At 71.9% G+C, this 14,728-nt stretch carries 12 protein-coding genes and 1 pseudogene; 8 read left to right on the top strand and 5 right to left on the bottom strand.

Annotated elements, in window-relative coordinates; genetic code table 11:
* The first annotated feature begins 124 nt into the window (after nt 1–124).
* The 4 genes and pseudogenes from ACPXCS_RS29310 (at nt 125) to ACPXCS_RS29295 (ending at nt 3,447) form a co-directional block, all read left to right on the top strand.
* Nucleotides 125–898: an IclR family transcriptional regulator gene (locus tag ACPXCS_RS29310; protein ID WP_010037854.1), complete on the top strand. Its 774-nt coding sequence runs from the start codon at nt 125–127 to the stop codon at nt 896–898.
* Nucleotides 899–901: 3 nt separating this feature from the next.
* A complete protein-coding gene (locus ACPXCS_RS29305; RefSeq protein ID WP_425945680.1) occupies nt 902–1,372 on the top strand; it encodes a GNAT family N-acetyltransferase in 471 nt (156 codons plus the stop codon).
* 381 nt (nt 1,373–1,753) lie between these two features.
* Nucleotides 1,754–1,894 (top strand): annotated as a pseudogene (locus tag ACPXCS_RS29300) (DNA-binding response regulator); the annotation flags it as partial.
* Between the two features lie 95 nt (nt 1,895–1,989).
* Nucleotides 1,990–3,447: a peptidoglycan D,D-transpeptidase FtsI family protein gene (locus ACPXCS_RS29295; RefSeq protein ID WP_425945679.1), complete on the top strand. Its 1,458-nt coding sequence runs from the start codon at nt 1,990–1,992 to the stop codon at nt 3,445–3,447.
* A 73-nt stretch (nt 3,448–3,520) separates the two neighbouring features.
* On the opposite strand, the gene ACPXCS_RS29290 is transcribed toward ACPXCS_RS29295, so the two are convergent.
* A complete protein-coding gene (locus tag ACPXCS_RS29290) occupies nt 3,521–4,978 on the bottom strand; it encodes an NCS2 family permease (protein ID WP_425945678.1) in 1,458 nt (485 codons plus the stop codon).
* Nucleotides 4,979–5,247: 269 nt separating this feature from the next.
* Between ACPXCS_RS29290 and ACPXCS_RS29285 the strand changes: the two genes are divergently transcribed.
* From ACPXCS_RS29285 to ACPXCS_RS29270, 4 genes are all read left to right on the top strand, one after another.
* Nucleotides 5,248–5,844: a SigE family RNA polymerase sigma factor gene (locus ACPXCS_RS29285; protein ID WP_425945677.1), complete on the top strand. Its 597-nt coding sequence runs from the start codon at nt 5,248–5,250 to the stop codon at nt 5,842–5,844.
* Nucleotides 5,841–6,698 carry a hypothetical protein gene (locus ACPXCS_RS29280; RefSeq protein WP_425945676.1) on the top strand — a complete coding sequence of 286 codons (858 nt, stop codon included), beginning with the start codon at nt 5,841–5,843 and terminating at the stop codon, nt 6,696–6,698. Before ACPXCS_RS29285 ends, ACPXCS_RS29280 begins: the two co-directional genes overlap by 4 nt.
* Before the next feature lie 85 nt (nt 6,699–6,783).
* Nucleotides 6,784–7,617: a pectate lyase gene (locus ACPXCS_RS29275; protein WP_425945675.1), complete on the top strand. Its 834-nt coding sequence runs from the start codon at nt 6,784–6,786 to the stop codon at nt 7,615–7,617.
* Nucleotides 7,618–7,956: 339 nt separating this feature from the next.
* Nucleotides 7,957–10,173, top strand: a complete 2,217-nt coding sequence (locus ACPXCS_RS29270) for a family 43 glycosylhydrolase (protein ID WP_425945674.1) — start codon at nt 7,957–7,959, stop codon at nt 10,171–10,173.
* Between the two features lie 3 nt (nt 10,174–10,176).
* On the opposite strand, the gene ACPXCS_RS29265 is transcribed toward ACPXCS_RS29270, so the two are convergent.
* From ACPXCS_RS29265 to ACPXCS_RS29250, 4 genes are all read right to left on the bottom strand, one after another.
* Nucleotides 10,177–11,334 carry a dienelactone hydrolase family protein gene (locus ACPXCS_RS29265; protein WP_425945673.1) on the bottom strand — a complete coding sequence of 386 codons (1,158 nt, stop codon included), beginning with the start codon at nt 11,332–11,334 and terminating at the stop codon, nt 10,177–10,179.
* Complete coding sequence (locus ACPXCS_RS29260) at nt 11,321–12,490, bottom strand: pectinesterase family protein (protein ID WP_425945672.1); 1,170 nt, start codon at nt 12,488–12,490, stop codon at nt 11,321–11,323. Before ACPXCS_RS29260 ends, ACPXCS_RS29265 begins: the two co-directional genes overlap by 14 nt.
* A 94-nt stretch (nt 12,491–12,584) precedes the next feature.
* The gene (locus ACPXCS_RS29255; RefSeq protein ID WP_425945671.1) at nt 12,585–13,895 is read right to left on the bottom strand and encodes a pectate lyase family protein; all 1,311 of its coding nucleotides are present in this window, start codon (nt 13,893–13,895) and stop codon (nt 12,585–12,587) included.
* 32 nt (nt 13,896–13,927) lie between these two features.
* Nucleotides 13,928–14,719, bottom strand: coding sequence for a rhamnogalacturonan acetylesterase (locus ACPXCS_RS29250; protein ID WP_425945670.1), 792 nt, complete (start codon nt 14,717–14,719; stop codon nt 13,928–13,930).
* Between the last annotated feature and the right edge of the window lie 9 nt (nt 14,720–14,728).

Raw genomic sequence — 14,728 nt, 5'->3', positions numbered from 1 at the left:
CCTCCACACATGTAATGCCGCAGTACTGGGTCACCCACCAGGGGCGTTCGATATACTGAACGCTGTCTCCGATGGTGAATATGCTGGGGAGACTATTTCCCGTCGAACGAAGGGGTCAAGGGCGATGTCGGCTGGCGAGACGGGCGGCGGGGCGCAGGTCAAGTCCGCGGTACGCACGGTTGAACTGCTCGAATACTTCGCCGGGCGTCCCGGTATGCACTCGCTCGCGGCGGTCCAGGAGGCCGTCGGCTACCCCAAGTCCAGCCTCTACATGCTGCTGCGCACGCTCGTCGAACTGGGCTGGGTGGAGACGGACGCGACGGGCACGCGCTACGGCATCGGCGTGCGGGCCCTGCTGGTGGGCACGTCCTACATCGACGGCGACGAGGTCGTCGCGGCGGCCCGCCCGACCCTGGACCGGCTCTCGGACGACACGACCGAGACGATCCACCTCGCCCGCCTCGACGGCACCAACGTCGTCTACCTGGCCACCCGCCAGTCGCAGCACTACCTGCGGCCCTTCACCCGGGTCGGCCGCCGGCTGCCCGCGCACTCCACGTCCCTCGGCAAGGCCCTGCTGAGCACGTACTCCGACGAGCAGGTCCGCAAGATGCTCCCGGAGACGCTGCCCGCGCTGACCGAGAACACGATCACCGACCGGGAGAAGCTCATCGAGGAGCTGCACCAGGTGCGCGAGCAGGGCTTCGCCGTGGACCGCGAGGAGAACACGCTCGGGCTGCGCTGCTTCGGCGTGGCGATCCCGTACCGCACGCCTGCGCGGGACGCGATCAGCTGCTCGGTGCCGGTGGCCCGGCTGACGCCGGCGCACGAGCAGCTCGTCAAGGACGCGCTGTTCGACGCCCGGGACCGGCTCACCCTGGCCACCCGTAGGCTCTGAGGCATGAATGTCGAGCTGCGCGCGGTCCACGACAGCGATCTGCCGGTCTTCTTCCGGCAGATGAACGACCCCGAGGCGCTCCACATGGCGGCCTTCACCCCGGCGGATCCGTCCGACCGGGACGCCTTCGACGCCCACTGGGCCCGGATCCGCTCCTCCTCGGACGTGGTCCGCACGGTGCTGGCCGACGGCGACGTGGTCGGCAGCGCCGCGGTGTACGGGGTGCCGGGCGAGCGCGAGGTGACGTACTGGATCGACCGCGCGTACTGGGGCAAGGGCCTCGCCACGGCCGCTCTGCGGGCCCTGCTGGCTCAGGTGCCGGAGCGTCCCCTGTACGCCAGGGCGGCCGCCGACAACGTGGGGTCGCTGCGGGTGCTGGAGAAGTGCGGGTTCCGCGTGGTGGCCGCGGCCAGCGGGTACGCGCACGCCCGGGGCGCCGAGATCGACGAGACCGTGCTGCTCCTGGAGGCCTGAGCGCGGGCAGACACCGCCCGGCCCCGGGGGGCTGAGGACCCCTCCCCCGTCCGGCGGAGGCGGATCGTCGCCGCGCAGGAGGTGCCGCCCGGTCCCGCCGCGGGAGCCTGGGCGCATGCCCCCGTCGCCCGCTCCCCGCACCGCCGCCGGCCTCAGCCGCCCCCGGCGGTTCCTCCGTGCCGTCGCCGTCCTGTCCTGCCTGCCCTACCTCGGGCTCAAGACCGCCTGGATCGCGGGGAGTCACCTTTGGATCCCGCGGGGCAGCGCGCTGCTGGACGACCGCCTCGCCGTGGCCGTCATCAACGGCGTCTCCGTGCTGCTGGACAGCGCGGTGATCGTGCTGGCGCTGGCGCTGACCCGGCCGTGGGGCCTGCGGGTGCCGCGGTCCGGCTGGTGGCGCGCAGCGACAGCCTGCTGTTCCCCGCGGCCGTGCGCGCCCTGGCCACCGAGCACGCCCGCGCGCACCCGGCCCCGCCCGCCTGGGTGGCGAGGCTCACCACGCGTGAGGCGGAGGTGCGGCGGTGATCGCGGCGTACGAGGCGGGCTTTCTGAACGGCGGATGAGAAAACGGACGGACGGGAACGATCCGTCCCGCGCGGCTCGTCCTTATGTGCGGCATGAACAAGACGATCAGGCGCGCATCGGTCTTCACGCTGCTGCTGGTGTTGGCCCTGCTGGGCAGGGCGACCTGGGTGCAGTTCTACGAGGGCCGGGCGCTCGCAGACGACAAGGACAACCGGCGGAACGCGATTCTGACGTACTCGGCGCCGCTCGGGAACATCATCGTGGGCGGCCGCTCGGTCACCGGCTCCGCGCCGACGAAGACGGGCGACCTCAGGTACAAGCGCACGTACACGGACGGCGAGCTGTACGCGGCGGTGACGGGATACGCGTCGCAGGCCTACGCGCCGACCCAGCTGGAGGGCATCTACACCGACCTGCTCAACGGCACGGACACCCGGCTGAAGTCGGTGCTGGACACCCTCACCGGCGAGCGGGCCGATCCGGGCGACGTGGTGACGACGATCGACCCGGACGTGCAGAAGGCGGCGTACGAGGCGCTCGGCGACAAGAAGGGCGGGGCCGTCGCCGTCGACCCGGCGACCGGGCGGATCCTGGCGGTCGTGTCGACGCCGTCGTACGACCCCTCGGCGCTGACCGACGCCAACACGGCCGGGGCCGCCTGGAAGAAGCTCAACGCGGACCCGGACAAGCCGCTGACCAACCGGGCCCTGCGGCAGCCGCTGCCGCCCGGCTCGACCTTCAAGCTGGTCGTGGCCGCGGCGGCGCTGGAGGACGGGCTGTACACGTCGGTGGACGAACCGACCGACAGCCCGGACCCGTACACGCTGCCGGGCACCTCGCGGCAGCTGACCAACGAGAACCCCGCCGCGCCCTGCACCGACGCCACGATCCGCACGGCGCTGGAGTACTCGTGCAACAACGTCTTCGCGAAGATGGCGGTGAAGCTCGGCCAGGACAAGGTCAGGGCGATGGCCGAGAAGTTCGGCTTCAACGACGACGCGCAGGACGTGCCGGTCCGGGCGTACACGAGCGTCTACCCCTCCGGCATGTACCCGTCGGAGACGGCCCTGACGGGCATCGGCCAGTTCGACGTCACCGCGACGCCGCTGCAGATGGCCATGGTGTCGGCGGCCATTGCCAACGGCGGCAAGCTGGTCTCGCCGCACATGGTGTCGCAGATCACCGGCAGCGACGGCGCGGTGCTGCAGGACTACGACGACGAGGCGGGCACCCGGCAGATCCTCTCCTCCTCGACCGCCGAGCAGCTGCGGTCGGCGATGCGCACGGTCGTGGAGAAGGGCACGGGCACCAACGCCCGGGTCCCGGGCGCGACGGTGGGCGGCAAGACCGGTACGGCGCAGCACGGCGAGAACAACAGCCAGGTGCCGTACGCCTGGTTCACGTCCTACGGCACGTCCGCGTCGTCGGGCCAGCAGGTCGCGGTCGCGGTGGTCGTGGAGCAGTCGGACGCGGCCCGCTCGGAGGTCAGCGGCAACGGCCTCGCGGCACCGGTCGCCAAGGCGATGATGGAAGCGGCGCTGCGGGACTGAACCCCGGCGGCGTGAAAGCCGTCTGTACGTACGACGGGCCGCCCCCTTCCCCCCGGGGGCGGCCCGTCGTACGTCACTTCGCTCCCAGGAGCTGCTCGATCGGGTCGATGGCGAAGTACACGAGGAACAGCGCCGAGGTCGCCCACAGCAGCCAGTGCACCTCCCTGGCCCTGCCGAGGACGGACGTGATGACGACGTAGGCGAGGAAGCCGGCGCCGATGCCGTTGGTGATGGAGTAGGTGAACGGCATCACGGCGATGGTGAGGAACGCGGGGATCGCGATGTCGTAGCGGTCCCAGTCGATGTGCTTGACCTGGGTCATCATCAGGAAGCCGACGGCGACCAGGGCCGGGGCGGCCGCCTGCAGCGGGACGATGGTGAGCAGTGGCGTCAGGAACAGCGCGAGGCCGAACAGGCCGCCGGTGACGAGGTTGGAGAAGCCGGTGCGCGCGCCCTCGCCGACGCCGGCCGCGGACTCGATGTAGGAGGTCGCGGAGGAGGCGGAGGCGGCTCCGCCCGCGACGGCCGCGGCACCGTCGATGAGCAGCACCCGGCCGAGGTGGGGGACCTTGCCGTCCTCGTCCAGCAGTCCGGCCTCGGCGCTGACGCCGACGACGGTGCCCATGGTGTCGAAGAAGTCGGACAGGATCAGGGTGAAGACCAGCAGGACGACGGTGACGACGCCGACGCCGGGGGCGCTGAACGCGCCGAACAGGTCGAAGTCGCCGAGGAGTCCGAAGTCGGGGGTGTCGACGACGCTGTCGGGCCAGGAGGGTGTGGTCAGGCCCCAGGTCTTGACGTCGGCCACGGAGTTGATCACCAGCGCCACGGCCGTCATGGCGACGATGCTGATCAGGATGGCGCCCTTGACCTTGCGGGCGAGCAGGCCGACCGTCAGCAGCACGCCGAGGCAGAAGACGAGGATGGGCCAGCCGGTGAGGGCGCCGGTGCCGCCCAGCTGGACGGGCACGGTGGTGTTCGCGGCGTCCGGGATGCGGCTGACGAACCCGGCGTCGACGAAGCCGATGAAGGCGATGAACAGGCCGATGCCGACGCTGATCGCCTGCTTGAGCGGCTGGGGTATGGCGTGCATGACGGCCTCGCGCAGCCCGGTCACCACCAGCACGCAGATCAGCAGGCCTTCGAGGACGATCAGGCCCATCGCGTCGTCCCAGCTCATCAGGGGGGCGATCTGGAAGGCGACCACGGCGTTCAGGCCGAGTCCGGCGGCGAGCGCGAGGGGGAGGTTGCCGGCGACGCCCATGATGATCGTCATGACCGCGGCCACCAGGGCGGTGGCGGTGGTGAGTTGCACGGCGTCCAGCTGGTGCCCGAACTTGTCCTTCGCGCTGCCCAGGATGATGGGGTTCAGGACGAGGATGTAGGCCATCGTGAAGAAGGTGGCGAAGCCGCCGCGTATCTCCCGGCCGAGGGTGGAGCCCCGCTCGGTTATCCGGAAGAAGCGGTCGACGCCGTGCGCCGGGGGTGGGCCGGCGGCCGGCCGGCCGGTGACCTGCTGCGGTTCGGACATGGTGCGTGCTCCTCGGTGCCGGGTGATCGGTGTGCGGATGCTGGCCGGATTGTGCCCGTGTCGAACCCGGTTCAGGTTTTCTCCGTGTTACGGAATGGAAGTCCGGCCCGTCACACGCCGTTCGAAGCTCCGTACGAACCATCCCGGGAACGCTGCTACGCTTCCGGATCTCGTCCGGACCACCTCCGGATGATCACATGTCATCTACATGACACTCACAGGGCGCCCCCGTCCGGGAGTGCCCGCGCCGCTGCGAGGAGAGGTCGCCCGTGGGCACAGTCGTCGACGACGCCGCCTCCGTGGAGTTCCACGCCTTCTTCGAGCGCCACTACGCCGAACTGGCCCGGCTGGCCTCCCTGCTGACGGGCGAACCGGACATCGCCGACGACCTGGCGGCGGACGCGTTGCTGGCGCTGTGGCACCGCTGGGACCGGGTGCGCGCGGCCGACCATCCGGCGGCGTACGCGCGCGGGGTGGTGGCCAACCTGGCCCGCACCCGCATCCGCAGCGCGGTGCGCGAGCGGCGGCGGGTCGCGCTGTTCTGGTCGCAGCGCGAGGAGAACACCGAGAACCCGGACGTCGCGGGCGTCGTCGACGTCCGGGAGGCCCTGCGCAGGCTGCCGTTCCGCAAACGGGCCTGCGTGGTGCTGCGCCACGCCTTCGACCTCTCGGAGAAGGACACCGCGCTCGCCCTCGGCGTCTCGGTGGGTACGGTGAAGAGCCAGACCTCCAAGGGGATGGCCGAACTCCAGCGGTTGCTGGGTACGCGGGGGGTACCGCAGCGGATGCACGCGGCGCTGGGCGCTCCCCGCTCGCCCGCCGTGGAAGGCTTGCGCACCGGCGAGGGCGGAGGAAGGGACCGATGACGATGCGGCGGGACGTGCACGAGGAGCTGCGCGCCCGGCTGCACGAGGCGGCCGGGGAACACGAGCCGGACCGGGAGCGGATGCTGGCCCGGGTCGAGCGCGGGATGGCCGCGGGGGCCGGTTCCGGCCACCGGGCGGTGCGGGGGCCGGTGTTCGGCTGGGTGCGGGTGGCGGGCGCGACGGCCGCGGTGGCGGGTGTGCTCGCGGTCGGCGGGTACGCGGTCGCGTCCGCGGTGCAGGAGGAGGCCGCCCCGCGCGAGCGGGAGGTGGCCACGTCGCCCACACCCACGCCCACGCCGTCGCCGGACGCGACGAGCCGGGCGCCCGCGCCGCCGGTGGACCCGGCGCCGAGCAGCCCGCCCGAGGAGCGCGGGTCGAGCAGCCCGCCGCCCTCGCGCACGCCGAGCGCCTCCACCGCGCAACGGCCGCCGGGCGCCGCCACCGAGGACGGACCGCTGTGGTCGGACGGCTCGGTCGACCCGCACAGCAACGACTTCTGGGCGCAGAGCAACGTCACCGTGAAGAACCGCGAGCGGCTGACCGCGCTGACCGTGCGGCTGCGGATCGCGCAGACCGGCGGTGTCTCCGAGGCGGGCGCCTGGCGCTCCCTGCCCGAGGCCGACTTCGGGCTCACGGTGGCCGAGGAGGACGGCTTCCTCGTCTACACCTGGACGCTCAGGAAGGGCCGTACGGTCCCGGCGGGCGAGTGGGTGTTCGCGGGGCAGTACGACCACGAGCGCGGGGGCCGGGACGCGGGTGCGGACCGCTACACGGTGACGGCCTCGAACGGTTCCCTGCAGCTGTCCGTGGGCGGCGGTTTCGCCGCCGTGGACGACGGCGACGGCGACTCGTGAAAAAGATCGGAAGACGCGGCAACCCTTTCCGCACCGGTGGCGACCACTTCGCGCAAGAGTCACCACCCATCTGAGGAATCGGTACATGACTGCACCAGCAGAACAGCGCGTCCGCCATCGCCGCCGGGTCTCCAAGCGGCGCGCGGTGATCGCCGGCGTCTCGGCGCTCGGCATCACGGGAGCGGCGATCATCACGACGTCGATGCTGTCGACGGCGGGCGCCGCGTCCTCCTGGCCCACGGACAAGGGCAAGACGCCCGTGTCGAAGACCATCGCGGTCTCCGGTGTCCGCGACGGCGGGATGAAGATGTTCTACGGCACCGGCGCGCTCGGCGGGGACAGCCAGGACGAGGGCCAGGACCCGCTCTTCGAGCTCGCCGACGGTGCGGTCCTGAAGAACGTCATCATCGGCACCCCGGCCGCCGACGGCGTGCACTGCAAGGGCAGTTGCACACTGCAGAACGTGTGGTGGACGGATGTCGGCGAGGACGCGGCCAGCTTCAAGGGCAAGTCCTCCTCGGCGGTGTACAGGGTGATCGGCGGCGGCGCGCGGAACGCCGACGACAAGGTGCTGCAGTTCAACGGCGCCGGCACCCTGAACGTCTCGGGCTTCCAGGTGCAGGACGCCGGCAAGCTGGTCCGCTCCTGCGGCAACTGCAAGACGCAGTACAAGCGCACGATCGTGCTGGACGACATCGACGTGACGGCCCCGATGAACTCGATCGTCGGTGTGAACGCCAACTACGGCGACACGGCCACGCTGTCGAGGATCCGCATCCACGGCGACAGCAAGAAGAAGATCAAGACGTGCGTGCGCTTCGAGGGCAACAACACCGGCAAGGAGCCCAAGGAGCTGAAGCCGGCCGGTCCGGACGGCAAGACCTGCAAGTTCACCGCCTCGGACGTGAGCTACCAGTAGCGCCCGTCCCGTTGTGACCCCGGCCGGCCGCGGTCCCCCCTGGGCCGAGCCGGACGCCGGGTGCCCGGCCCCCCAGCCGGCCGCCCCGGCACCACGACCCTCCGGAGCCCCCCTCCGGACGGTCGGACGGCACCGGTCGAGCCCCCCTCGGCCGGTTCGCGTGACGCCCCCGCCGGTTCGCACCCGGCGGGGGCGTCGTCGTGTGCGCGGGCCGCGAGGGCCTTTCGAAATTTTCGGAACCTCCGGCCCCCGGCACACCCGTTGACGCCCTGCCCCCCTGCGGTGAGACTCCGAGGGCCGCCATCCAACAGAATCCCCCATACTCCGACAGGAAGTGTCATGCGCCCCCGCATCGCCCGCACGCTCCTGCTCCCGTTCCTCGCCCTGGCCGGCCTCCTGCTGACCCTCCTCACCGCACCCCACAGCACCGCCGACCCCGGAGCCCCACCCGTGCAGCACTCCCCTTACGCCGGCTACCTCTTCGCCTACTTCACCGGCGAGGGCACCGCCGACGGCGAGCAGATCCGCTACGCCCTCAGCCGGGGCAACGACCCGCTGCACTGGCGCGAACTGAACGCCGGCAAGCCGGTGCTGACCTCCACGATCGGCGAGAAGGGCCTGCGCGACCCGTTCGTCATCCGCTCCCCCGGGGGCGACAGGTTCTACCTGATCGCCACCGACCTGCGGATGTACCGGAACTCCAGCGGCAGCTGGGACCAGGTCCAGCGGCACGGCAGCAAGTCGATCATGGTGTGGGAGTCCACCGACCTGGTCCACTGGACCGACCAGCGCCTGGTGCGGGTCTCCCCGGACAGCGCGGGCAACACCTGGGCGCCGGAGGCCTACTGGGACGACGAGCTCGATGCCTACGTCGTCTTCTGGGCGTCGAAGCTGTACGCCGACGACGACCCGGAGCACAAGGGCGACACGTACAACAAGATGCTGTACGCGACCACGAAGGACTTCCGCACCTTCAGCGAGCCGAAGGTCTGGAACGACCCGGGCTACTCGGTGATCGACTCCACGGTCGTGAAGGACGAGGGCACGTACTACCGCTATACCAAGGACGAGCGGGACCCCGGTTCGGCCGGCCCTTGCTCGAAGTTCATCACCGGGGAGAGGTCGACGTCCCTGACGTCGACGGCGTACGAGTTCGTGGCCGACTGCATCGGCAAGGGCGCGATGGACCGCGGCGAGGGCCCGACGGTGTTCAAGTCGAACACCGAGGAGAAGTGGTACCTGTTCATCGACGAGTACGGCGGCCGCGGTTACCTCCCGTTCGAGACCACCGACCTCGCCTCCGGCAAGTGGACCCCGTCGACCGGCTACCGGCTGCCGGCGAGCCCCCGGCACGGCACGGTCCTGCCGGTGACGCAGGAGGAGTACGACCGCCTGCTGGCCGCGTACCCGTCGACGCCCACCTCGGTGGTGGACGCGACGGCGCGGCACCAGAAGGGCTATGCGATCGTCACGGACAGCGCCTCCAAGGTCGTCCTGCCGATGGAGCCCGGGACCGATCTGCGGCGCCTCGCCCCGAAGCTGTGGGTCGGTGAGGGCGCCACGCTGAGCCCGAGGTCCGGTACCCGCCGCGACTTCCGCACGCCGCAGAGGTACACGGTGACGGCGGCCGACGGCACCGAGCGGACCTGGACGGTCGAGGCGGTCCGCACCCGCAGCCCCGTGCTGCCGGGCCTGAACGCCGACCCCGACGTGCACTTTCTCGACGGCCGGTACTGGATCTACCCGACGACGGACGGCTTCCAGGGCTGGAGCGGCACCACGTTCAAGGCGTACTCGTCGAAGGACCTGGTCCACTGGAAGGACCACGGCGAGATCCTGGACCTCGGGCCCGACGTGAGCTGGGCCGACACGTACGCCTGGGCGCCCGCGATCGCCGAGCGCAACGGCAGGTACTACTTCTACTTCTGCGCCGAGCAGCAGATCGGCGTGGCGGTGGCGGACTCCCCCGCGGGCCCGTTCAGGGACGCGCTCGGCAAGCCGCTGGTCCCCAAGGGCGGTTCGCTGCCGGGCCAGATGATCGACCCGGCCGTCTTCACGGACGACGACGGCCAGGCCTACCTGTACTGGGGCAACGGCCGTGGGTACGTGGTGCCGCTGAACGACGACATGGTGTCGTACGACGCGTCGAAGGTGCGGGACATCACCCCGGACGACTTCCGCGAGGGCTCCTTCGTGATCAAGCGGAAGGGCACGTACTACTTCATGTGGTCCGAGGACGACACGCGCAGCGAGAACTACCACGTGGCGTACGCGACCGGACCCTCCCCGCTCGGCCCGTGGACCAGGCGCGGGACGATCCTGCAGAAGCGGCCCGAGTACGGCATCCTCGGCACCGGTCACCACTCGGTGGTGAACGCCCCCGGCACCGACGACTGGTACGCCGTCTACCACCGCTTCGCCCTCGACGGCCCCGGCCGCCCGGGCGGCGACGGCATGCACCGTGAGACGACCGTCGACCGCATGGAGTTCGCGGCCGACGGCACCATCAAGCCGGTGACACCGACGCTGGAGGGGATCGGGCCGGTACGGCGGTGAGCCTCACAGGACGTCGTCGAGCCAGTCGAAGACCTCGTCCTGCATCGGGGCGGTGAAGACGTGGCCGAGCTCCGGCCACGTCTTCGTCCGCAGCCGGTCCTCGGCGTGGTGTGCCCGCCAGACGGCGCGCAGCTTGTCCCGGGCGACGCGCACGCCCTCGGCCGGGAACAGCGTGTCCAGCCCGCCGTGGAAGAACAGCGTCGGCTTGGGGGCGGCGATGCCCGCCACGTCCGGGATGTCGAGATGCCGGGCGAGCCCGGGGTGCAGCATGTAGTACGCCGACTGGCCGCGCAGCGTGTTGTTGCCGGGCACCATCATCTCCTTCAGCCCGGTCATCCAGCAGACGCTCGCCGCGGCCGCCACGTGGTCGCTGAGGGCGGCGGTCTGCCAGGCCCGGTAGCCGCCCATGGAGAAGCCGGCGGCCGCGACCCGCCGGGCGTCGACCCGGTCGAGCCCGGCCAGGAAGGCGGCGGCGCGCTGGTCCTCCCGGGCCATCAGCCCGGCGAGCGAGGAGCCGAGGTTGAGGAAGTTGGCCGCCAGGGCCTGCTGCTGCTCGTAGGCGAGGGGCCCCCGGTCGCCCCAGCCCAGCGCGTCCAGGCACAGCACCACATAGCCCCGCCGGGCCAGTTCGTCGCCGACGAACCGCCCGCTGAAGTACGTGTCCGCCCAAGCGGCGGCGGAGGCGAGGCGGGTGTCGTCGTACCAGGGCCGGACGAGCTTCTCCTTGCCGATGTCGAACCGGGCGCCGTGGTCGTGCAGGAGCAGCACGGCCGGGAAGGGCCCGCGGCCGTGCGGGGTGAGCAGGGCGCCGCGCACGCGTTCGTAGCGGGTGAGGGAGACGGTCACCAGCTCGCGGTCGTAACCGCCGCCCGGGGCGCGGCCGGTGAACACGGGGGCGAACGGCACCCCGTCCTGCCGCTCGACGAGCAGGTGCTCCTCGACGGTCGCGCGGGCGGCCCGCCGCCAGGCGCGGGGGTCGCGGACCGGGGACCGGCCCCAGGCCAGCGGGAAGGTCAGGGCGTCCTTGAGCGCCGGGTGGAAGTCGGGCAGCGGACCGTCCACGACGGCCGCCTCCGCCCCGCTCACCGCCGCACCGCCGAGCAGCGCCGTGCCGGCGCCGACCACGAACGTCCGCCGCCCCAGGCGCTCACGGGCGTCCATCCGGCCTCCCCGCTCCGGCGTTCCGCCCGGCCGCACCCGGCGCGGCGGGCCGCCAGTCGCCGAGGTGGCTCCGCACGGTGTGCGAGCGGGCCTGGTCCCGGGTGAGCAGGGGCCGGTTCTCCGGCACGGGGACGGCGGCCCCCGGCCCGGTGTTGCGGTACTCGGCGAACCGCATGCTCTGCCAGGGGTGGGTGTCGCGCATGTTCGCGTAGGGCGCGAGGGCGTCGATGCCCGGGCCGAGCCAGGTGTCCCGCACGGTGAGCATGGGCCGGGCGGTGGGGTCGGAGCTGGGCACCCAGGGCCGGGCGAGCTTGTAGAAGCCGTCGGGGGCCTCGCTGCTGACGCGGCTGCGCGTGACGAGGTAGCCGTGCGGATTCGCCGCGGCGGTCGAGGGCGCGAAGACGAACCCCCACGGGGCTCCGGCCAGGTCGGTCCGCGCCAGGGTGCGGAAGTGGCACCGCTCGAACACGGCCGTGGCGCGCCCGAAGACGAAGTCGACGTCTCCCTCGGCGTAGCAGTGGGCGAAGTACTGGCGGGCGACGGTGCCGAGCGCCATGGAGTCGGCGTACAGGGTGTCCTGGTGGCCGAGGAACCGGCAGTGGAAGAAGGCGGACCGGTCGCCCTGGACCTTCAGGGCGACGGCCTGGGTGCCGGTCACACCGGGGTGGTCGGCGCGCAGCCAGTCGTTGGCGAAGGTGATCGCGTGAGCGGTGAACCCGTCGGCCTGCACGGTGGCGGTGGCGGAGCCGCTGGTGCCGTAGGTGCCACCGTCCGGCTTGGGCGTCCCGGCCGCGTTGTCGTGGACGATGACGACGTCGCGGGGGTCCTCGCTCGCCCCGATCCAGGTCATCCCGGTGCGGGACGGGTCGACGGCCACCGTCTGCCGGTAGACGCCGGGGGCGATGACGAGGGTGTGACCGCTGCCGTCCGCGGCGGCCACCGCGTCGCGCACGGTGGTGACGTCGCCGGCGCCGCCCGGGTGGACGTACAGGGTCCTGGGGTGCAGGCGGGCGGCCGGTGAGCCGTACCGGCCGAAGGGGCGCGGACGGGTGGCGGCCCGCGCCGGGCCGGGGGCGAGGCCGAGGGCGGCGCCGGCCGCGGCGCTCGCGGCGAGGAACCCCCGGCGGGAGACGGGACGATGAGGCTGCGCGGGCATGCGGCTGCTCCTGACGCGGTGCGGCGGGTCGGGGAGGAAGGGCCGGGGCGGGGACGCGGTGCGCGCCCGCCCCGGCCGGTGCGGGTGGGGCGGTTCAGCAGACGCGTCCGGCGCCCGCGCGGGCGCCGACGATGCCCGGTACGGCCTTGGCGGGATCGACCCGGGTGCGCAGCGTCGGCGTCCAGCCGGCGTCCGGCTGGAGCGTCTCGGCGGGGATCTCCGCGTTGTGCACCGCGATCAGGTCGACGGTCCTGCCGTTGACGACGTTGCCGTTCGCGGTGACCGGCGCCTCGCTCCACTTCTTGAGGATCTTCGCCGGGCTCAGGCCCTGCGCCAGCGTGAACGCGTTGTGCTCGGCGACGAGCCGGGACTCCTTGCCGATGCCGTACACGTAGCCCCACTTCTGGTCCTTGGTGACGACGAAGTGGTTGTTGTACGAGTCGACCTGCCCGAACCGCACCCGCGGGGCCCGCTCGACGATCCCCTCGAAGCGGTTGTGGTGGAGGGTGACCTTCAGCTTGCCGGCGTCGTCGGCGGTGGCGCTGTCGCTGTTGCCGATCAGCATGGTCTTGTCGTGGTCGCGGAACGAGTTCCAGGACACGGTCACGTGGTCGGAGCCGCGCACGACGTCGAGCAGCCCGTCGTGCTGCTGGTAGGTCTTGCCGAAGTACGACGGCAGGGAGCTGTCGGGGTGGCGGCCGTCGGTGAGCGTGTTGTGGTCGATCCACACATGGGTGGAGCCGTGGACGACGACGCCGTCGTACTCGGAGTTCCAGGCACCGGTCTTGTTGTCGTCGGTCGGGTCCCACTGCGGGAAGCAGTCGACCGGCGCCTCGAAGGTGAGGTTGCGGACGATGACGTTGTCGACGCCCTTGATCTGCAGGCTGCCGCCGAGGATGCCCGCGCCCTTGCCGACCCCGATGATCGTGGTGTTGGCCGGGACGTTCGCCTTGACGGCCCGGTCCTGGCTCGCCGCGGACGCCGCCCGCAGGTCCTCCTGCTCGCCGCTGACCGGCTGGTCGTGGCCCCAGACGGCGGGGTCGTAGGCGGCGAGGTACTTCTGCAGGTCGTACCCCTCGGCCGCGAACGCCTCGCAGCCCTGGGAGACGGCGTCGATCATCCCCTTCACCTTGATGATCCTGGGCGCCGTGCCGCCCTCCTGCAGGGCGGCCCGGAACTGCTCCCAGGTGGTGACGGTGTGGACGCGCGCGGCGTCGGCGGCGGCCCCGCCCGTGGTGCCCGTGCCGTAGGAGCCCCAGCCGTCGCCGGCCCCCAGGGTCTGGCGTGCCGGGTCCCGGGGCTGGGCCTGCGCGCCGGTGCCGGTCAGGGCGAGGACGAGCGCGGTGCAGCCGGTCAGCACCAGCGCTCTCCCCATGGCATGATCATGACACTTCCGCATGTTCATGGTGCGGCTCTCTTCCTTCGTGGTCGGGGGTGTTACGCGGTGGGTTCCGGCCAGCCGATCCAGGACTCGGGGACCGGCTCGTCCAGCCGCCGCACGTCCCGGGGGCCGAGCACCCGGCGGCGCAGCGCCTCGCGCGCCACGAGCCGTGCGACGGCGATGGCTCCCGGTGGGTCGAAGTGCGTGTTGTCCTGCTCGGTGGCGGTCCAGTTGAAGTACTTCTTCGTCTCCTCGGGCCCCAGCTCCTGCCACAGGGCCAGGGACAGCGCCTGGAGGTCCAGCAGCGCGACCCCCTCCCGCCCGGCGAGCGCCCGCATTGCCGCCGGGTACTCCCCGTGCGTCGGCTGGGCCGTCCCGCTCGCGTCGAACCTGCGCCGCTCCACGGACGTGGCCAGCACCGGCCGCGCTCCCCGGGCCCGGGCCCCGTCGACATACAGCCGCAGATACTCCTGATACGTCGACCAGGGCTCGGTGTGACGGGCGGGATCCGCCGTCTTGGAATCGTTGTGCCCGAACTGGATGAAGAGGAGATCGCCGGGCCGTGTCGCGGAGAGCAGGGCGTCGAGGCGCCCCTCGTCGGCGAAGCTCTTGGAACTCCGCCCGTTGACGGCGTGGTTGGCGACCACCAGGTCCTTGCGGAGGAAGAACGGCAGCGCCATCCCCCACCCGGTCTCGGGTGCGGCGTCGGCGTACTTCTGTGCGGCGGTGGAGTCGCCGGCGATATGGAGGGTGCGGCGGCCATGCGCCTGCGCGCCACCGCCGAACGCCAGCGCGAGAGGAACAGCGGCCATTCCGGCGGCAGCCACTCGTCTACGGCTGAGAGACACGCGAGTTCC

Source organism: Streptomyces sp. DT190, assembly GCF_049846985.1.
Taxonomy (GTDB): Bacteria; Actinomycetota; Actinomycetes; order Streptomycetales; family Streptomycetaceae; genus Streptomyces.
This window is presented reverse-complemented; position numbering and strand designations above follow the sequence as displayed.

Excerpts from the sequence above, each read along its gene's own strand:
- ACPXCS_RS29260 (WP_425945672.1), bottom strand. The coding sequence starts at position 12,490 with ATGCCCGCGCAGCCTCATCGTCCCGTCTCCCGCCGGGGGTTCCTCGCC.
- ACPXCS_RS29280 (WP_425945676.1), top strand. The coding sequence starts at position 5,841 with ATGACGATGCGGCGGGACGTGCACGAGGAGCTGCGCGCCCGGCTGCAC.
- ACPXCS_RS29310 (WP_010037854.1), top strand. The coding sequence starts at position 125 with ATGTCGGCTGGCGAGACGGGCGGCGGGGCGCAGGTCAAGTCCGCGGTA.
- ACPXCS_RS29295 (WP_425945679.1), top strand. The coding sequence starts at position 1,990 with ATGAACAAGACGATCAGGCGCGCATCGGTCTTCACGCTGCTGCTGGTG.
- ACPXCS_RS29290 (WP_425945678.1), bottom strand. The coding sequence starts at position 4,978 with ATGTCCGAACCGCAGCAGGTCACCGGCCGGCCGGCCGCCGGCCCACCC.
- ACPXCS_RS29275 (WP_425945675.1), top strand. The coding sequence starts at position 6,784 with ATGACTGCACCAGCAGAACAGCGCGTCCGCCATCGCCGCCGGGTCTCC.
- ACPXCS_RS29255 (WP_425945671.1), bottom strand. The coding sequence starts at position 13,895 with ATGAACATGCGGAAGTGTCATGATCATGCCATGGGGAGAGCGCTGGTG.
- ACPXCS_RS29305 (WP_425945680.1), top strand. The coding sequence starts at position 902 with ATGAATGTCGAGCTGCGCGCGGTCCACGACAGCGATCTGCCGGTCTTC.
- ACPXCS_RS29270 (WP_425945674.1), top strand. The coding sequence starts at position 7,957 with ATGCGCCCCCGCATCGCCCGCACGCTCCTGCTCCCGTTCCTCGCCCTG.
- ACPXCS_RS29265 (WP_425945673.1), bottom strand. The coding sequence starts at position 11,334 with ATGGACGCCCGTGAGCGCCTGGGGCGGCGGACGTTCGTGGTCGGCGCC.